Origin of the sequence: Alteromonas salexigens, assembly GCF_025628895.1 — a bacterium.
Classification (GTDB): domain Bacteria; phylum Pseudomonadota; class Gammaproteobacteria; order Enterobacterales; family Alteromonadaceae; genus Alteromonas; species Alteromonas salexigens.
The window spans coordinates 198,504-218,274 of the sequence record NZ_JAOTJC010000002.1 but is presented as its reverse complement, the minus strand read 5'-3'; the positions used below and the strand labels follow the sequence as shown (position 1 = coordinate 218,274).

14 protein-coding genes and 1 other RNA gene are annotated in these 19,771 nt (G+C 52.2%); 9 read left to right on the top strand and 6 right to left on the bottom strand.

All coding sequences use genetic code 11. The features are described from left to right. The first annotated feature begins 71 nt into the window (after nucleotides 1-71). From OCL06_RS00970 to OCL06_RS00955, 4 genes are all read left to right on the top strand, one after another. On the top strand, nucleotides 72-1,262 hold the full coding sequence (locus OCL06_RS00970; protein ID WP_262991855.1) for an ABC transporter substrate-binding protein: 1,191 nt from the start codon (nucleotides 72-74) through the stop codon (nucleotides 1,260-1,262). Beyond that, nucleotides 1,262-4,150 carry an ATP-binding protein gene (locus OCL06_RS00965; protein ID WP_262991854.1) on the top strand — a complete coding sequence of 963 codons (2,889 nt, stop codon included), beginning with the start codon at nucleotides 1,262-1,264 and terminating at the stop codon, nucleotides 4,148-4,150. Before OCL06_RS00970 ends, OCL06_RS00965 begins: the two co-directional genes overlap by 1 nt. 158 nt (nucleotides 4,151-4,308) lie before the next feature. After that, a complete protein-coding gene (locus OCL06_RS00960; RefSeq protein ID WP_262991853.1) occupies nucleotides 4,309-5,073 on the top strand; it encodes a hypothetical protein in 765 nt (254 codons plus the stop codon). 25 nt (nucleotides 5,074-5,098) lie between these two features. Then, nucleotides 5,099-6,436, top strand: coding sequence for an O-antigen ligase family protein (locus OCL06_RS00955; RefSeq protein ID WP_262991852.1), 1,338 nt, complete (start codon nucleotides 5,099-5,101; stop codon nucleotides 6,434-6,436). Nucleotides 6,437-6,462: 26 nt separating this feature from the next. On the opposite strand, the gene OCL06_RS00950 is transcribed toward OCL06_RS00955, so the two are convergent. Further along, nucleotides 6,463-7,749 (bottom strand): DUF945 family protein, encoded by a 1,287-nt coding sequence (locus tag OCL06_RS00950; RefSeq protein WP_262991850.1) that lies wholly within the window; start codon nucleotides 7,747-7,749, stop codon nucleotides 6,463-6,465. A gap of 201 nt (nucleotides 7,750-7,950) precedes the next feature. Beyond that, nucleotides 7,951-8,299: RNase P RNA component class A (gene rnpB / locus OCL06_RS00945), an RNA gene on the bottom strand. Between the two features lie 350 nt (nucleotides 8,300-8,649). On the opposite strand from rnpB, the gene OCL06_RS00940 reads away from it, so the two are divergent. Next, on the top strand, nucleotides 8,650-9,063 hold the full coding sequence (locus OCL06_RS00940) for a DUF4168 domain-containing protein (RefSeq protein WP_262991849.1): 414 nt from the start codon (nucleotides 8,650-8,652) through the stop codon (nucleotides 9,061-9,063). Nucleotides 9,064-9,184: 121 nt separating this feature from the next. Here OCL06_RS00940 and OCL06_RS00935 read toward each other — a convergent pair whose 3' ends face one another. The 4 genes from OCL06_RS00935 to zapE form a co-directional block, all read right to left on the bottom strand. Continuing rightward, entirely contained in the window at nucleotides 9,185-12,427 is a 3,243-nt protein-coding gene (locus tag OCL06_RS00935) for a ligand-binding sensor domain-containing diguanylate cyclase (protein ID WP_262991848.1), read from the bottom strand. Between the two features lie 262 nt (nucleotides 12,428-12,689). Beyond that, nucleotides 12,690-13,700: a WD40 repeat domain-containing protein gene (locus OCL06_RS00930; protein ID WP_262991847.1), complete on the bottom strand. Its 1,011-nt coding sequence runs from the start codon at nucleotides 13,698-13,700 to the stop codon at nucleotides 12,690-12,692. A gap of 113 nt (nucleotides 13,701-13,813) precedes the next feature. After that, a complete protein-coding gene (locus OCL06_RS00925) occupies nucleotides 13,814-14,533 on the bottom strand; it encodes a YebC/PmpR family DNA-binding transcriptional regulator (protein ID WP_262991846.1) in 720 nt (239 codons plus the stop codon). A gap of 107 nt (nucleotides 14,534-14,640) precedes the next feature. Continuing rightward, nucleotides 14,641-15,738, bottom strand: coding sequence for a cell division protein ZapE (zapE, locus tag OCL06_RS00920; RefSeq protein ID WP_262991845.1), 1,098 nt, complete (start codon nucleotides 15,736-15,738; stop codon nucleotides 14,641-14,643). A gap of 319 nt (nucleotides 15,739-16,057) precedes the next feature. Here zapE and OCL06_RS00915 point away from each other — a divergent pair, with 319 nt between their 5' ends. From OCL06_RS00915 to OCL06_RS00900, 4 genes are all read left to right on the top strand, one after another. Continuing rightward, nucleotides 16,058-16,498, top strand: a complete 441-nt coding sequence (locus tag OCL06_RS00915) for a ZapG family protein (protein WP_262991844.1) — start codon at nucleotides 16,058-16,060, stop codon at nucleotides 16,496-16,498. A 141-nt stretch (nucleotides 16,499-16,639) separates the two neighbouring features. Next, nucleotides 16,640-17,944 carry a DegQ family serine endoprotease gene (locus OCL06_RS00910; RefSeq protein ID WP_373318423.1) on the top strand — a complete coding sequence of 435 codons (1,305 nt, stop codon included), beginning with the start codon at nucleotides 16,640-16,642 and terminating at the stop codon, nucleotides 17,942-17,944. A gap of 193 nt (nucleotides 17,945-18,137) precedes the next feature. Then, complete coding sequence (locus OCL06_RS00905; protein ID WP_262991842.1) at nucleotides 18,138-19,229, top strand: trypsin-like peptidase domain-containing protein; 1,092 nt, start codon at nucleotides 18,138-18,140, stop codon at nucleotides 19,227-19,229. Between the two features lie 23 nt (nucleotides 19,230-19,252). Beyond that, nucleotides 19,253-19,753 carry a hypothetical protein gene (locus tag OCL06_RS00900; RefSeq protein WP_262991841.1) on the top strand — a complete coding sequence of 167 codons (501 nt, stop codon included), beginning with the start codon at nucleotides 19,253-19,255 and terminating at the stop codon, nucleotides 19,751-19,753. The last annotated feature ends 18 nt before the right edge of the window (nucleotides 19,754-19,771 follow it).

The following is a 19,771-nucleotide window of genomic DNA, read 5'->3' as shown; positions in this document are numbered from 1 at the left end:
AAATAGAGCTAGTCTTTAAAGGTAAATTCTTACGCATTAACCGGGCGTAAGTTAGGGAAAGAATAAGCCTCATGAAGACGCCGTTAAAATATTTATTGCCAATCAAACTCTTGCTTTGCTGCTGGCTATGGATGCCCCAGCTCGCTCAGGCTGAGTCGGCGAATATGTATATTGGTATAGATGCCGACCTCTCTGCGGTAGCCGTAGAAGGTGGTGTGGCAATTTCCCGTGGCGTGGAACTGGCGGTAGCGCAAATCAACCAGGAGGGTGGCCTGCTGGGCAAGCGGGTTAAAGTTATTCAGAAGGATCATAGGGGTAATCCCGCCCGGGGGATCCACAATATCCGTCAACTCGCTGAAACAGAAGGCATTCTGGCAGTAGTAGGTGGTGTGCATACCCCGGTGGCATTAGCCTCATTGCCAGTGATCCATGAAAAGAACCTGCTCTACCTGGGTCCCTGGGCTGCAGGCACCCAGGTGGTGGATAATGGCTACGTCCCCAACAACGTATTCCGGATCTCGGTTCGGGATGCTGAAGCCGGCAAAGTCATGGTGGCACACGCCACCGAAAGAGGCTTTAAGCGGGTAGCTTTAGTACTGGAGCGCACCGCCTGGGGGCGTTCTAACGAAACCTCTATTTCTCAGGCGGCAGCCGCAGCCGGCGTCACCATTGACAGCGTGTACTGGATAAACTGGCAACAACCCGAGTTTGGTGGGGCCAGTACCCTCCTTGAGAGCGATGTCGATGCCGTTATGTTGGTCACCAACGCGCCGGAAGGCAGTGTGGTAATCAATTCTCTGCACCAAACGGGGCAACCGCAGAAACCCATCATTTCGCACTGGGGGATCGCCGGGGGTAACTTTGTGGAAAATGTCGGACTTAAGACGTTAGCAGAGATGGACATTTGCGTGTTGCAAACTTTCAGCTTTCTGCGCCAACGGCACCCGGAGGCGCTGGCGTTGTTAGCCAGCTACCGGCGGGATTACGGCGATGTTGAAGCTCAGAATATTCCCGCCGTGACCGGCTTAGCCCATGCCTATGATCTTACATTAATGTTGGCTGAAGCAGTACGCCAGACAGGCAGCACTGACACCAACGCGCTGCGCACGGCGCTTGAGCAAATCAGTCAGTTTCGTGGTGCAGTCAAGCGCTACGCGTCTCCCTTTACTGCATCACGCCACGATGCACTGTGGGCTGAGGATTATTTTATGGCCAGCTACAGTAGCCAGGGCCGGTTACTGCCAAGGGACGCCCATCACTAATGCCACAACGCTCTCTTTATCAGCAGCTGCTGGCGAAAATACTTCCCCGACTGGTTGTCATCACTGTGGCGATCAGTGCCGTTATTTTGTTGCTTGCCTACGTGGTTGCCCAAGAACAAGCCGATAACCAGCAACGGCGCCAGATTGCCGCTTTACAAGATGAACTGATGGTGTTTTTAGAAAATACCCAGGGGCATATGGCGAATCTTTCGCAAAATCATCTGCTCATTAACAGCTTTATCGACTTTGAATACCGGGATAATTACCTGCCCCTGTTTATCCGTTCACTCCGGCTCACCGAAGCCCCACAGCAAACGCTGGGACTGTTTGATTTTACCGGCAGACCAATGGTCGCCCCATACTGGCAGAAAGTGGTTCCCGCGACATTGCGCAACACCTGGCAGGAAGCCACGCTTAGCCAGTCACGGCCATTCACAGCAATTTCAGAGGATGGTGTACTCATTGCCACACCGGTACTTATCAATGATATAGCGGAAGGCGCCATGGTGCTGTATATCCCTAATTTGCAGTCAGTCATTGAAATGCCAGACACAGCCAGCAACCTGCTTATTACCAGCCCCAGTGAAACAATTTTATTCAGTAACAACCAGACTCAGTATCCGCCGGGGACCACACTTGACCCCACACCGCCTGCCTGGATGCTGCAGAAAAAGGTCGCCTGGCGCAGCCTGGTGTTTACCAGTCAGTGGTCATTTCAGCATGCGTTCACCACCGTGTATTGGTTACTTCCACTGCTGGCGATGGTTATTGGCTCTTTGATTTTCGTCAGTATGTACACCGCCAGACGGACGGCTTTTTTTGCCGGTACCACGTTGCGCGGCTTATATGATGATTTAGAAATGGCAGCGGCCACGGGCGAGCCACCCAAGGCGCAACACCTGCACAACGAGCCCCTGGAGCTGGCCGACATTCGCCAGGCATTTTATTCGCTCACCCGCAATCTGTTAGAAGTGTCACTTTCCAATGAACAGTTTACTAATGTGCTCGACTCATTAGGTGAGATGCTACTGGTGGCCGATGAACGTTACGATACTCTGTTAAGTAATCAGCGCCTGAAGCGATTCTGTCAGCAACATAATATTGACGAAAGTCAGTTCGCAAAGGATCTCCACCCTCATCTTATTTCGACGTCGGTCACCGAATTACACTACCCGGCCCAAAAGAACGAAAAAGATATGCGCATAGCGTGGAGCGCAATTCCGCTACTGGATAGCAATCACAACCGCACAGGCACTATTTATGTAGGCGAAGATATGACCCGCCAGCGGTCACTGGAAAGTCATGTGAAGCTGCTGAACCAGGCCATCGATGAAGCGACGGTGGCCACGGTGATCACAGATATTCAGTCCCACGATCACCCTGTGGTGTACGTGAATCAGGCCTTTCAGAAGCTCACGGGGTACCGGCCAGACGAAATTATCGGCAGGAACTGCCGCATGCTGCAAGGCAGTGGTACCTCCAGAGGTAACGTGGCACGGATACGTCACGCCATTGCTAAGCGCCAGCCGGTGGACGTGACCTTGTTAAATTACCGCAAAAACGGTGAGCCGTTTATGAACCGCCTGATCCTCACACCCGTGAGCTCAGAGGGCACCGTGACCCATTACATTGGCTTTCAACAGGACGTGACCGAGCAGGAGCAGGCAACCAGGTTCCTGGAAGAGGCCAGACAAAAAGCGGAAGAATCAGTAAAAATTAAAGCCGGCTTTTTAGCAAGCATGAGTCATGAAATCCGCACTCCTATTCATGGCATCTCCGGGTTGCTGCAATTGCTCAGCAGCACCAGCTTAAATGGCCAGCAGAAAGAGTACCTCAGACTGGCCACCAGCAGTACCAATAGTCTGCTGCATATCATCAACGATATTCTGGATTTTTCTAAAATCGAAGCCGGTCAGTTGCAGGTAGAACATGCGCCCTTTGATCTGCGCGAAGAGCTAACGAGCATTACCGAAAACTTCCGGCTGCAATGCGAGGACAAAGGCCTCGCGTTCAGTGTCTCGTTTAAATTAGGTCAGTCAGCGGCGGTGATCGGTGACGCAGTCCGTGTGCGGCAAATTCTCACTAACCTGTTAAGTAACGCACTGAAGTTTACTCATACTGGCAGTATTTCCGTAACTGTCATCTTGCAGCCTGTTGCCGGAGAAGACAGCCCGGCCAGAAAGCTCACCATGGAGGTAAGTGACAGCGGCGTCGGAATAGATAACGAAAAGCTGGACACCATCTTTGAACAATTTGTGCAGGAGAACATGTCTACTTCCCGCCAGTACGGTGGCACCGGGCTCGGGCTGTCGATAACACGTCAACTTTGCCAGTTAATGCATGGAGATATTGAGGCGAAAAGCCAAAAAGGCCAGGGCAGTACCTTTACCTGTCACCTCATGCTAAAACAAGCAATCAGTCCGCCCATACCGCCCCGCCTTCCACATAATACAAGCCCGCTGGCGGCGCCGAAAGACAAGCTGACTATTCTGGTAGTGGAAGATAATGAAATAAACCGGGTCATTGCCTGCCAGCATTTGCAACAGCACAAAACCCTGTGTGCTAAATCTGGCCGGGAGGCTCTGAATGCACTGCATAACCCCAAAGTTCATTTCGATATTATTCTGATGGACTGCCAGATGCCGGTGATGGACGGCTTTGAAGCCACCCGACGGATCCGCGGCGGAGAAGCGGGTGACAGCTACCGTCACATTCCAATCATCGCGCTCACTGCCAACGCCATGAAAGGAGACCGGGATATTTGTCTGCAGGCCGGCATGAACGATTACCTGAGTAAGCCTTTCGAAGCTGAAGATCTGCATGAAAAAATCCGTGTGTGGGCCCAACCTGAAATACCAGCGGAAGCGGCCGGTATTTCCCAGGCCTGATTTAATGCGGCCCCCCCAAAAGTAAATAAAGCGCCAAAGACCTTTGCACCTGGCAGGTATTTCGCATACCTTGTGAGCAGATATGTGTTTTGTTTCAGCATCCCCTCTACGGCATAGCTGAGGCAAGGCACCCATTTTTCCAGTAAAGGATTATCACAATGGGACTGTCTGCTCTACCCGCCCAAAAACACGCGGAGCGGCAACCGGCGTGGCCCACTCTCAGGCACTCGCGGGCACACCGGTGGCTGGCGTTATCACTGGCGCTCATCGCGCTTACTGCCGCGGTGTATCTGGCTGTCCTCACCTATGCTATCGATTCCCATGCCCTTACCATCCGGCACTGGTTTAAGAGTGAACAATACCCTGCTCTGACAAAACTATCCGACACCCAACAACAACTGCAGGAACTATCAGACCGGCTCCCGCCCTACGCTGAGGGTCATTTAGCACTGGCTAAACTGTACGCCATGCAAGCTACGTTCAGCCAGTACCCTCAGCAAAAACGTCAGGAAATGCTGGCAGCGGCACAAGCTGAAATCAATCTGGCCCGTGGTCTCCAGCCGTCTCATTATGATGCCCTGAGTTTGCAGGTCTGGCTTGACTGGCAACGTAACCTGCCTTTATTTGAACGATTGTCTGCCTTGCGGCTGGCGTTACAACAGGGCGCATTGGAAAAGTCCGCCCAGTGGATCCTTGGGCCGGTCATTGTCGATGAGTGGCCAGCGCTGCCGGCAGATATCCAGCAACAAAGTGGGCCACTTATCCGCAGTATGCTGGCAGAAGAAAGTAGCCGTGTGCGTATTCTTAATGCCATGTATGAATCCCGTTCTTTTGCGCCCTTTACCCGGTTTTCGCCGAACCGCGCAACCTCCGTGTTACTGCAAACATTGCATGCTATTTATGTCACCCCGACGCTTCGCTAGGCTCCCCCGTATTGCGGCGCAATCAATGTTGGCCAGCTTACTGGTGGTGGCACCCTGGTTACATGGGGGTGAGCTGGTGTGGGAACAAATGACACTGGTTAGCCTTATTTTTCTCACTATGGGGTTCGCTGTGATGACCCGGCCCCCAGCAAAACCGTTGAGGCGAAACGTGCAGCTTGCGTTAATAGCCGGAACTTGCTGGGTGTTGTACAACACCTTGTCGCTGTTGCCCCTGGACTCAGACCTGCTCTCGTCCCTCAGCCCTGCGGCAGCCCAATGGTATGAGCTTACGCCCGGCAATGACTCAGCCTACCTGTCTGTATACTGGTACGCGACCGCACTTGAGTGCCTCAAATACTTAGCCCTGGTGGCGTTAATTCCCACTTTGTTATGGCTGGTACGTACTCCGCAGGCTGCGCGCCGCTGGCTGCATGTATGCGTAGGCGTAGCGACAGTTACCGCCTTATACGGGCTACTGAATTTTTTCAGTGGCGGCCTGTTTGAGCTAAGTGCTGCCAACCCACCCTGGGACTTGCCCTGGCAGGACGGTATACGTGGCCCGTACAGCTACAAAAATCAGTACGCCATTTATCTGGTGATGACCCTTCCGCTCGCCCTGGTCTGGTGCGCCCGACAATATCGGGTACTGTTCAGCCCTACGTTTATTAAGCACAACAACCGCAGGGTGGCACTGACTCGATTAGCTATTGTGGTGATAATGTTTCTCTGCCTTATATTCACACTGCTGAATACCAGCTCACGGGGTGCGTTACTGGCGCTGATGGTAAGTAGCGCGGCAGTCACCGGGGGGCACCTCTTGCGTTACCGTGAACAACGGCAGCGCTGGCTCAATAAAAAAGTCATATTGGGCGGGGTGATAGCAGCGGGTCTGTTGGCAGTGCTGTTTACCCAGTCTGCCGCTTTTGATCGCTTTAAAAATGATGCTCTGGAGGATAACGGTCGCTTACAGTTGCACAGCACGGCGCTGGAAGTGATTAAGGAATATCCGCTGACCGGCAGTGGCGCCGGCACCTACCCCTATGTACAACACCAATACAAACCGCCATCGCTGGGCAACAGTGGCATGTCGCAGCGTGTACATAACGACTACCTGGAAACTCTCGCTACCCAGGGTATTGCTGGCACGGTGCTGCTGGCCATTATGCTCGGTGCTCTGATAAGCGGTATGTTTGGCCGCAGCCACTCACACGGTCACTACCAGCTGGCATGTCGGTGTGCGGTGCTGGCACTGCTTATTCAGTCCGTGTATGACGTGAACGTCTCCACGTTCTGGCTACCTGTGTATGCCATTACACTTTGTGTGCTTGCCCAGCGCTTCCGAGATCCGGCGCCAGGCAAGTAGTCATTGGTAGGGTAACAGCCGAACCGTTACAGCGTGGTTATGATAATACCGTTGGCAGACAGTTGCCTATCGGCGATGGTCAACGTAGTGGTAAAGTCACCCTCTGAGGTGGTTTCTACCACCCCCATTTGCTGGTACTGGCGCAACATCGGTGCCAGCTGGGGTAACTGCTCGGGCGCTGCCCCACCCAACAGAATAGCCAGCTTGCCGCTGAGTTTAGAGGTTAATGTCCCGGCCTCCAGGGTGGCTTCGTCGAAGGGGGCGAGTATAAATTTACCGTTCGCTGAAAAAGGGATATCGTTATATTTAACTGCTATTTGGTTAATAGCCAGGGTGAGTTGATTTTTGCCAATTTCTGCCAGCATGGCATCGCTGTCAGCAGCGCTCTGGGTCATACCCGATTCCGAGACGCCCATGAAGTACTTAAGCCCCTGCTGACTCATTCCTGAGACTGCCATATCGGTTCTAAAATCGGTTAACCTCAGTGGGATGCCACCCTGAACTGTCGCTACGCTGTTGGCCTCAACACCATAAGAAATAGCGAAAGTCTCATTGTCCAGTTCACTGGTAACCGTTTTTAGCGTAATGCCTTCTACTTCAGATACCTGTGATTGTGCAGACGTACCCACTGCCAGCTTTTCGATGGTCAGTCGTGCTTCACCGAGGTACAGCATGCCGGCAAGTCGCTCCATGTCGGTTTTAATATTTACCTGGTCTAATGTCACCTGCGCACCCGCGGGTGAGTCTTCCAGTGAGAGACCGCCCCAGGTGCCTTCCACCTCTAGTTCAGACAAGGACAAGTTACTTTCGCTGGTCAGAGATAACGGACGAAAGGTAATTTTTCCCTGCTGATTGTTCAGTACGACCTCGCTGGTAACCAATGTTTGCTGTAATTCGCCTGCCAACGCGTTTACCGACGATCTGAATGAATAGTCGACTTGCTGCAACGCACTGACAATACCCTCGGAAAGGTTCTCCCCTTTATCGAAGCGGTGCTCACAGGTCACGTACAGTGGCAGGATCTGACAGTCACCTGTCATTGACACTCTAACTGCTCCATCAACCTCCTCATTCAACCCAAGCACCGGCAACAGCTCCGAATCTGCCGTGACAGTAATGACATCAGTAAAACCGAACCAGTCACTTTGAGTCACATCACGGGATACATTCAACCCCATGTCTGCGTAATGGCTTTTTGTTATCGCAATCTGATTGGCGAGCGCAGTGTTATATTGATTTTTTGTAAAGAAGGTTGCACCAACCCCGACAGCAGCAAATACGCCGGTGGCAATAATGAGAGTGGTGATCCGCATAGTATGTCCTTTTAAAACGTCTTTCCCTGTTCGGATAACAGGAGACTTTAGCCTACACGTCAGTAACCTGGATGAGAAGCAGTAAAGGATGTAAAGCGGCTAGCAGAGTAGGACAAAACACGAAGACCCAGCGTCACCGGCGTGCCTTAGGTAGCGCCGCATAACGTGGAGAGTACTATGACTTGAATGGATTCAGGAAAGGGGTGGAGTTGGCCGTAAGCCGGGTTCTGTCATGGGCAATCATTCCTCTAGGTCAGCAATTACTCACTGACTCAAGCAACCTACCCGATCCCCATGCGGGCCGCACGTACTGGGATCCTATTTGGTCTTGCTCCGGGTGGAGTTTACCGTGCCGTACACTGTTACCAGCGACGCGGTGCGCTCTTACCGCACCCTTTCACCCTTACCGGCGCTTGCGCGCTTAGGCGGTTTACTCTCTGCTGCACTGGTCGTCGGCTCACGCCGCCCAGACGTTATCTGGCACCCTGCCCTGTGGAGCCCGGACTTTCCTCCCCTCTCTTACGAGAGCAGCGATTGCCTGGCCAACTCCGCTGCGCATTCTACATGATGTTCGCGCCCCGTGCGATGGCAATTTTCCCTGCATTCATGTTAGCGTGGCCGCAATACTGGTTTATTTATGGCAATTCATTGCAGGGGGTTGGTTCAAAAAATGTGTGTGGCCACCACCACCGCGCTGGTACAGGCAAAAAATAGCGTAATTAATTTTGGCTATAAGTACCTGAGCAGCGGTAATAAAAAATTTGAGTACAAAAAATTGCGAACTTTTTGTACTCAGAATTGCCCGATGGCCATTGAGGTTCAAAAATCGACGGCGTATGCCGAGGTGTGAATTGCCCCAGCAGCGACCGGCGTCCATACTACAACGCTAAGGAGTTCCTTATGAAGTTTGTAAAACAATCCCTACTGACCGTACTTCTCACGTCTGGACTGGCATCTGGCGCTGCACTGGCGCAAGCTCAGGACACCCAGAAAACAGCATCTGCTGCTGCCCAACAAGAGGCTGCACCCCAGATTGATGTGAGTGAACAACAGGTAGAAAATTTTGTGGAAGCGTACGTAGCCGTGCAGACTATTGCTCAGCAGTACCAGCCACAAATCCAAACCGCGGGTGATAAAGCCAAGGCGGCTGAGCTCCAGGAGCAAGCGCGCGGTAAAATGAAAACAGCTATCACAGACACAGGCCTGAAACTGGGCGAGTACAAGCAAATCGCGCTCGCGGCAAACCAGAGTGAGTCACTGCGTAAGCGCATTGCAGCTGAAATCTCTGAGGTAACACAATCTCAGCAAGGCTAATAGCCACAGCGTGATAAAAAACAGCGGGTCTGGCCCGCTGTTTTTTTGTCTTTAATTTATTACATGCCCGTATCGCTGCGCTCAACAAGCATTCTCTCTTATAAGTGACCTATCATCACTCCTAACCACGTCTGTACCTTGCTGATTGCGACACATCCCCGGTTTTGCTTGCGCTTGCCATTGAAACAACACGCGCATCTTCAGCTTTTTCAAGGTTATCGATAAGCCACTCTACGGTGTAACCATTATTTTGTGGAACCGGCTCATTAATCATCCACCAGCAGTTTCTGCCGCTCGCTTTGGCCTTATACATCAGGCGGTCTGCCAGCCGGATCATCGCGTTCGCCGACAATTCATGTTCCTTCGCAAAATCGCTGTAAGCTGCGCCAATAGAGCAGGTGACATGTAGTGGCTCTTCATTCGGCAAGGTGAAATTAGTGTTGGCTACGGTGACCCTGAGTCGCTCCAACAGACCACTCAGTTCGTCCTGGTCTTCAATGACTGACAGCAATAAAAACTCTTCCCCGCCAATGCGGATTATTTGATCGGCAGAGCGAATAGTTTGCTGCAAAGTATCAACAAGCTGCTTTAGAATACTATCGCCCGCGTCATGCCCGTAGTTGTCGTTAATTTTCTTGAAGTAATCAATATCCAGCGTCACAAAGCTGAGTAACTCTTTCCCTTGACTACGGCGTACTCTGGCAATCATTCCCGGTAAGTGATGTTCAAGGAACCGCCTGTTATGCACCCCCGTGAGCTCATCGGTGATACTGAGCTGCTGTATACGGGATAACTGTTGATTTATTTGTTGGGTTTTCTCTGTGACCAGTCGCTGCAGCTCTTTCTGTTTAATGTGCTTCGCGTTCAGAATTTGCCGGTGCACCGCGCGCTGATACAGAATAACTAACACGATGGCGATCACATACGCGGCAAAAGCCCATCCACTCCGATACCAGGGCGGACTGACATGGATTTCGAACAGCAGCGGCTCTTGCGTCCAGACGCCGTCGCTGTTGCTGCCGCGGATTGCCAGACTGTGACGTCCATCGGTTAGCCCGGCAATATTCAGACTGGTTTCATTAGACAACGATTGCCATTCATCGGCGGTATTCAGCCATTTATACTGGTAGCGGTTTAGCGCGGGTGCGGTGTAGTCCAGGGCAGCAAATTTGAACTCAAGATACCTGTCCTGATATTCGAGCGGGAATGCATAACGCCCGTCTACCTTGCTGACTTCGCTGAGAATACTTTCATTGTGTACCAATACATCTACCAGGACCATTGACGGCGGAGCCGGGTTGGTAGGCAAAGACGCGGGATCGACGATATTAAAGCCATTCGCGCCGCCAAAATAGAGCAAGCCATTCTGACTACGGTGATAAGCACCAATGTTGAAGTCGAGACCCTGTAAGCCATGAGTTGGATGAAAGTTAAATTGCTCGCCGGTATTGGCGTTAATGCTACTGAGTCCCCGGGAGTGGCTCACCCAGACGTTACCGTCACCGTCATCCACAAGTCCATAGGCATAATTACTGCGTAGCCCCCCCGCCCGGTTGTAGTGCTCTGTCTGGTAATCAGGGGTTCCTTTAACCGGGCGCAGCCGAACCACGCCCATGTCCTGGGTTGCCAGCCAGATATCATTATCCCGCAGTAAAATACTGTATACATTGTCCGACAGAATGGCGCCGTGCGTGGTGGCGGTTTTGTTAAAATGAACAAACCGTTCGGTTTCCCTGTCATACCGGGCTACCCCGCCCCCAGCCGTCCCTATCCAGATAAAACGTTCATCGGTGGTGGCCAGACTGGTGACCCGGTTATGCCACAAATGCGCAGGCGAGTCAGGTTTAGCCTTCAGGTGAGTCACCTCACCATCGTGGCTGATAATATTCACGCCGCCGCCATAGGTGCCGGCGAAAACGATGCCATCAGACAGGGGTAAAATACTGCTTACCGAATTGTCGCTCAGGAACCCGTCGGCACCGAGGGTATGGTCCCAGCTTTTCTCTAATCTCAATTCCTGGTCAAACCGCTGCAAGCCCCCTGCTAAAGTGCCTACCCATAGCTTGCCCTCATCATCAATATGCAAGCTCATCACACGGTTACCCCGAAGACCGCCGGCTGTGCTCTGCGCTCCTTTGATAAGCTGACTGACCTCACCTGTGGGGGAGATAACACTCACCCCCGCGCCCCAGGTTCCCACGAACAGGGTCCCGTCATCCCGGCTTGTGAAGGCGCTGATCGTGTCACTGGCAAGTGCCGGCAGGTTAGTTCGGTTGATGTGCGTAAAGGGCTTGAGGGCTGCATTCCAGCGGCTCACCCCTTCATAAGTCCCTACCCAGATCACCCCGTGCCTGTCCTCGAACACATGATTCACATTGTTGGAAAGTAAGCTGTTTGGTCGCGTTCTGAAATGCTGAAAGTGGCTAAAGCGGCCAGCCCCTGCCTGCCACTGATATAACCCGTTGTTGGTAGCCAGACGAATAGTGCCATTCCGGCTCTCATGAATATCTCTGACTGTAACGTTGGCAGTAAAGTTGGGGATAGCTGTACCTGTCGGGTGTAACTGGCCATCAATAAAACGAAACGTCGCCAGGCCGTTATCGTCTGTGCCAGCCCAGAGGCGTCCCTCTGAGTCCACCAACACACTGCGTACTGAGTTATTCGGCAAGCCCGGCGTAGTGTCCGTCGTGAAAAACCGGAGCCTGCCTTCCCTCTCATCAGACAACCGGCCAATACCGCCACCCACAGTGGCAATCCATGCGGTACCCTGACTATCGAAATGGATATCCCGTATTTTCTGAGAGGCTGGCGATTCTGAGGAAGCTGCGTCCATATCAAGTGTTTGGAAAGTCAGTGTGTCGGGGGTCACTACCGTGATGCCGCTGTCCTGACTCCCAAACCACAGTTTGCCGTCCGGCGCCTCGGCAATGGTTCGGTAAATGCTGCCCTGCACCTGTGATACAGTCTGCCGGGTGAAGTTACTGAATCCATCCAGTTCGGGCAGATACAGGTGAATACCGGCTTCACTGGCAAACCAGAGCCGCTGTTGACTGTCCCGATGAATATCCCATACCCAGTTACTGCTTATACTGTGAGGATCTGTGGGTGAGTAGCTATAGAGGGTCAGGTTTTTACCGTCGTAACGGTGCAGACCATCTTGCGTGGCAATCCAAATCAGACCGTGGGCATCCTGCTCAACGTCATAGACCACCGGGTGCCAGAGACCCTGTTCGGCACCTAAGTTTGTAAACCGGGTGGTTTCTGACTGCAGCGCACTGTACCAGGATGATTTAGCCGCGCCGCTGATTGCACACAGAGCCTGTGTACAGAACACGCAAAGGAAGCGTTTGACAGAAGTGTCCAAATTTTAAATTCCCTTTTTTTGTTAGTTTTTATTATTTATTGTTATTTATAGAGCTGCGACTTCCGTACCGCGGCACAATTCCAGTGCGTTAAATTAGCGCACTTTATGAAAAACTTCTACTGCTGCCAGGCGGGCTTGTACGGCCTCACCGGTACATTGTGGCGCAATAAAACGTCTCGTCCTGCTTATTACTGAAGCAGAAAAGGAAACCCAAATAGCGGCTAACCTCAGCAACCAGCTACCCGCATAAAGCCCGCTCATGTCAGGGCAAGCCGCTGATATCCCAGCTTTCCACTACCGCATCTGAAGTTAACGTTATCAGGCGGCCATTGTCAGTTTGCTGTAAATCAAGGATGGCTGAGCCCATGGAATGGGACGTGGCAGACCAGGAAGTAATTTCCTCCCCGGTGTCTGTGCGCCATAAGGTGAGGTCAGTTTTGGGCGAAGTGGTTATCAAACGGGTATCGTCGCGAATAAATAGTCCTTTTCTGAAAAACCGGTACTGCTGCCAGTAATCCAGAGCGCCTGCTACCCGGTTTTGCCAGGGTTGCCAAAAAACCTGATCGTTCAGTGCATCAGAAATAAACATCAGTGAATTGTCGGCATTGCTCACCATACTGGTCACACGAAATGGCGTGGTGTATTCAGCGTGTACAGACAAGTCTTGTAAGCTTGTGGCAACGACTTTGCCATCATTGCCTGCGGAATAAAGCATTTGTTGCTGATGGCCTACAAGAAGCTTAGTGACTTCACTGGAATGGGCCTCATAGCGTTTAAACAGGTTATTGCCAATATCTGCAATGATAATCGAGCCGTCAGAGTTGCCGGTCACCAGCACGGTGTTACTGATAAAGGCCATTACATATACCTGGGCATCGCCGAGTTGCTGCTGAAAATCCAGCGTGCCTACCGCAGTTAAAGAGTCCCGCTCCCACAGGATCACGGTCTGTCCGTCGCTGGTCATTAATGCCGATTCGTCCGGCGAAATGACGAAGTCGCGGGTGTTCTCGGGCAGTTGGTCGTTGCTCAGTCGCTGAAGCTGACGACCAGTGTCCAGCGCCCACGAACTGAAGGCGGGGCCGCGGGTGAGTATATATGCTTTGTTAAAACCCACGGAAAGCCGGGCCGTGAGTACCTGTTCAGTGGTCAGTTGCTGGCTGCTGAGCGGGGTTAACGCCGGCGGATCTGCACAGCCACCTAACGTCACAACCATTACCAGCGCACTGAGGAGCTGACGGAGATAGCGGTAAGTCGCAGAGAAAAAGGGGTTCAATTCACACTATTCCTTAAGGTACCTGGTCTGGTCTCGTGCTGACACGCAGTATTCAGTGCAGACAAAAAAGCCCTCCAAGTGAGGGCTTTCAACGGTTCTTGCAACTGACTGAGTTACGGCGTAATCGCATTGTGATAAACGTCCTGGACGTCGTCACAATCGTTCAGCATATCCATGAATTTCTCAAACATGGGCATGTCGTCTTCGCTGATTTCGGTTTCCGTTTGCGGGATCCAGCTCATTTCTTCTGTTTCAAAGTTAATGTCCGGCATGGCGTCCGTTAACGCCGTCTTTACCTGATAAAATTCAGTGTGCGGGGCATATACCGTGATCTTGCCGTCGTTTTCTTCGACGTCGGTCACATCCACATCGGCTTCCATCAGAATTTCGAGGATCGCGTCTTCATCGTCGCCGGCAAACTGGAAAATCGCCTGATGATCAAACATGTGCGAAACCGCCCCCTGGGCACCCAGCTTCGCATTAGTTTTGGTAAAACAGTTGCGCACATCGGTAATGGTACGGTTAGCGTTGTCTGACAGACAATCCACAATCACCATGCAGTTGCCCGGCCCGAACCCTTCGTAGCGCATGGGCTGGAAGTCTTCACCTGCGCCACCTGCGGCCTTATCAATGGCCTTTTCGATAACGTGACTGGGGACCTGATCTTTCTTCGCTTTGTCCATCAGACGACGCAGCGACAGGTTCGTCTCTGGATCCGCGCCGCCGTTTTTGGCGCACACGTAAATTTCCTTGCCGTATTTCGAGTAAACCTTGGTTTTTGCGCCTGCCGTTTTGGCCATGGCCGCTTTTCTTACTTCAAATGCTCTTCCCATGATGTTTGTCTCTTTCGTGTTACGGGTATGCTGTGGCCGGGCAACCTGGCGTTGCCGGCAGAAAAATTAGCCGAATATTACAGCGAATAGGCTAATGATAACAGCACTTAAGGTAAATGTTCTGTTGCCAGGTAATCATGCGACTGCATTTCCTTGAGCCGGCTCAGGCAACGACGAAACTCAAAACTCAGTCGACCGTCGGTATATAATTCCTGCAGCGGCACCTCCGCAGACATTATCAGTTTTACGTGACGCTCGTAAAATTCATCCACCATGGCAATGAAACGCCGGGCGACATCGTCGTTCTGCTGCCCCATCTGCTTCACATCGCATACCAGCACCGAATGGTAGTACCGGCTCAGTTCAATATAATCGCTCTGACTGCGGGGCCCTTCGCATAACTCTGCAAAGGTCGCCATCATCACCCCGTCCGCATTCCGCAAGGTGCGGATTTTACGGTTATTGATATCGATAGCAGTATGCTCGGTGCCCGCTTCGGGTGCCAGTTGGCGAAAATATTCATGCAGATTTTTGGTGGCGTCCTCATCCAGCGGATGATGATAGATTTCTGCCTGTTCCAGCGTACGCAGCCGGTAGTCAATGCCGCTGTCTACGCTGATGACCCGGGTATTCTGATTGATCAAATCAATGGCGGGCAGGAAGCGCGCCCGCTGCAAGCCATTTTTGTACAGCTCATCCGGAATAATGTTCGAGGTGGCCACCAACACAATCCCGTGCCCGAATAACTCTTCCATCAGGGTACCCAGGATCATGGCATCGGTAATGTCTGATACAAAAAACTCATCGAAACAGATAACCCGGGTTTCTTCAGCCAGTTTCGCAGCAATGATCTTAAGGGGGTCTTCGGCATTTTTGAGTTGCTTCAGTTCATCATGAACCCGGTGCATGAAACGGTGAAAGTGTACCCGCATTTTTTGTTTAAACGGCAGGCATTCATAAAAGGTGTCTACCAGGTAGGTTTTCCCTCGTCCCACTCCTCCATAGAAATAGATGCCCTGGATACCGGGTTTGCGCTGGCCTTTTCCAAAAGCGGCTTTCAGTTTGACCCGCCAGGTACTTTTCCGCTCCGGATGAGTTAACTCATCATATAAACGCTGTAGCTCTTTCACCGCGTTCTCTTGTGCGGGATCGTGCTGGAATTCTGGCTCAGTGAGATCCTGCTGGTATTTTTCCCATGGCGTCATCGCCGCAACAACTCCCAATTTAGTATTCGCGGTGCACGCTGCACCGACCTGCTTGAAAAATGCAATTATGACCTTAATTTAGTTGGAAATCACGGTAGAATCATTCCCCAACCGGTAACAGGTGCTGGTGTCCACCAGCTTGTTCATCGGTATTAACAACCTGATGGCAGCATAAAACGTACAAAAGTCACAGAAATAGTAGCAAGGTCACGCAGACCACTGTGAGATTGCTATAGTCAAAGACAATGTGGCAGATTACAGTATGCCAGTGAATGCCGTTGAATTATTGATTCACTAACCAGAACACTCGGAGACATTAATGGATGTGCTTATCCCGCTAGCCCTGCTAGCCGTTGGTATTATTTTAGGCTTCTTTGTGGCCCGCTATGTATATAACAAAGACGATAGTGCGGGCAGCAGTGCGCAGGCGGAAAAAAACATTAAAGAAATTATGGCGCAGCAAGCAGAGCACCATATTCATCAGTCACGCCAAACCATCGATGCGGTTGAAAAACAATGCGAAGCCATGCGTCAGCAAATTGATGAGTACGAGGCGTTACTGTCACAAAATCTGGATGATGATGCCCCCCGTGTCCCGTTCTACGGTGAACACGCCGCATCATATTTGCGCAATAACCTGCAAGGACAAGAGCGACGTCAGCAAAAATCGGCACCGGATACCCAGCCGCGCGACTTCGCAAATACCGGCTCAGGCCTGTTCGTCGGCAGTTCTGAGCAGTCTGCCGCAGAGAAGAAGTAACCCCAGGAACTTTTCCCCGCCGATTCGGGTCTGTCTTTGAACTAACGCATTTCGCAATAAACATGAGGAGTGTAAGCGAACATGAATAAGTCTCTCCGCCAGCTGTTTTTGGTGTCAGGTTTGGTGGTTAGTGCGCTTGGTATGAGCGCACCCGCCAGTGCGGCGCTGCCGTTTTTTAGTGATAAGAAAGATGAAGTGCCTTCCTTGGCACCGATGCTAGAAGAAGCCACCCCCGCGGTCGTCAGTATTGCGGTGAAAGGCACGCAAACCTCCCGTCAGCAGGTGCCGGAAATGTTCCGTTACTTCTTTGGCGGCCCGCAGGAGCAAACCCGGGAGCGTCCGTTCAGAGGGCTTGGCTCAGGGGTGATCATCGACGCCAGCAAAGGCTACGTGGTGACTAATAACCACGTTGTTGATAACGCTGATGAGATCACAGTGAAGCTGACCGATGGCCGTGAGTTTGATGCTAAAAAGCTGGGTTCAGATGAACAAAGTGACATTGCCCTTCTGAAGATTGATCCGCAGGACCTCACCGCGCTGCCGCTGGCTAACTCCGATGAGATCCGGGTGGGTGATTTTGTAGTGGCTATCGGCAACCCCTTCGGCCTGTCGCAGACCGTTACCTCAGGCATTGTGAGCGCACTGGGTCGTTCTGGTCTGAATATCGGCGGGTATGAAGACTTTATTCAGACCGATGCTGCTATTAACCGCGGGAACTCCGGTGGCGCGCTGGTAAACCTGCATGGTGAGCTGGTGGGGATAAATACCGCTATCTTTGGTCCGAACGGCGGCAACGTCGGTATTGGTTTTGCGATCCCTGCCAACATGATGAAGAGCCTGGTAGATCAGATTGCGGAATACGGTGAAGTCCGCCGCGGGCTGCTGGGCATACTGGGTAACGATGTCGATGCCGGGCTGGCGGAAGCCATGAATTCCCAGGTAAATATCGGCGCGTTTGTCAGTGAAGTACAACCTGATTCTGCGGCAGATAAAGCGGGTTTACAGGCAGGTGATATCATTACCGCAGTAAACGGGCGTGACCTGAACAGCTTCCAGGAGTTGCGTGCAAAAATCGCCAGTATGGGTGCCGGCGCTGAAGTCGAACTGACACTGGTGCGTAAAGGTAAGGAAATGCAGGTTGATGTGGTGCTGGACGATGCCACTCAGACTGAAATCACGGCTGCGCAGATTCATCCGGCGCTGGAAGGGGCCACACTGGCTAACGGTCAGGATAAAGCCGGTAACGCAGGCGTTATTGTCTCTGAGCTTGAACGGGGCAGCCCGGCTGCACGTTTTGGCTTACAACCGGAAGATGTGATTGTGGGCGTAAACCGTAACCGCGTCACTACCCTGTCTGAGTTCAGAAATGCGCTGGACGAAGCGTCAGGCGTCATTGCGCTGAACGTGAAGCGCGGTGCCTCTACACTCTACCTGGTGATCCGCTAACTCATAACGCGTCTCCCCCTAAGTACAACAAAACAGCGCCCTGCGGCGCTGTTTTTTTATGCCTCCCTGCTTACGACAGAAATCTCATTGGTGTCACGGGGCAACAGTGTTATTCTTTGTTTTAATTTGTATTTTTTTGCTTCCCTCCCTGGCCACTGGTTGGCGCGGGTAGCGCTGTGAGTAAGTAATTATTGTGTCAGGCAGACATTTTCTGAGTTTTCTTGTGCGATCCGTGTTGCTGGGTATAGTTGTCGCGGCGTTGATCCTGTTACTGGTGCCGTCCCTGCGACAGGGCGCGGGCTTTACTGACACCTGGTTCAGGGATTCGTCGGTCACGGCTTCGCGGGCAACTTATTTCCCCGCCCTGAGCCGCTCTGCGCCAGCGGTTGTGAATATATACAGCGTCAGCATCGAAACCGATACCGGATTATTTCGTAACCAGCCTCGGGAACGCGCCAGCTTGGGCTCCGGTGTGATCATGACCGAGAATGGCTATATCCTTACCTGCGACCATGTGGTCGCCAACGCTGACAGTATTTACGTGGCCGTCCAGGATGGCCGGGTTCTGGAAGCGCAGATCGTCGGTAACGATCCGCTGACCGACCTCGCGGTACTTAAGGTCAGTGCCGACAACCTGCATGTCATTCCACAGGCTAAAGAGCCTGAAATCCGCGTGGGTGATATTGTAATGGCGATTGGGAATCCGTTTAACCTGGGCCAGACCATTACCCAAGGCATTGTCAGTCGCGCCGGCCGTAACGGGTTATCCAATTATGTCGATTTCATTCAGACAGACGCGGTTTTGAATCAGGGTAACTCCGGTGGGGCTCTGGTCGACAGCAACGGGCTGCTGGTAGGTATTACGAATGCCAATTTTCAGGTTCGTGACGCACGCCGGCGTGTTCGCAATGTCGACGGCATTAACTTCGCCGTACCGTATGAATTAGCCAAACGGGTAATGGACGAAATTATTATTAACGGTAAGGTAACCCGAGGCCAGCTGGGTTTCATGGGTGAGGAGCACCGTGATCGTCCCGGTATAGAAGTGACCAGTGTTTCCAGTGGCAGCCCGGCAGACAAAGCCGGCTTGCGGGCGGGAGACATTATTATGGCGATTGATGGCGTGCGGCTGGAAAGTGCTTCCAAAACACTGGATATGATTGCCGAAACCGATCCGGGTACCCAGCTAGAATTACAGGTAAGCCGCGGCGGCGATATGATTACTATTAATGTAGTGGTGGCAGAATTAGCCGTTACACCGGGCAATAGCCTGCGATTAAACTAAACCTTCAGAGAGTATGAGAGCCCATGTCAGATGATAACGCTGTGACAACGCTGGGCTCCGCCAACCATAAGCACGGCAGCTTCACTTTGTGTGCATTTCCTGGCGCCGTGATGGTGTTTCCCCGGGGCAGCTGGTCCATGCCCTGCACCGAGGATTACCTGGAAAAAATTGTTGCAGTCCGTCAGTCGGCCGCCACCGACCGGTTTGTATGTATCGTCGACACCAGCGCCTGGGAGCTCGCGACCCCGGACGTTCTCGATATACTCGCAAAGTTCAATATGCATGCTGTTGAACAGGGTATGCTGGGGCAATGGTTACTCGATGAAACGGGCTCCGTGGCAGTGACGCGCATTCTGGCCTCTGCTTTACGCCGCTTTACTAACAATGTCCATGTAGATTCGAAATTTGACCGCTGTGCCCAGGCAGTATCGGAGATACTCCCTGAGCTTGATTGTGAGCTGCTCAGACAGGTTTATCTGCAACATCATACCCCTTCACGCGCTGCGGTCGTCAGCAACACTTAGGGCCGCGCTATGCAGCAA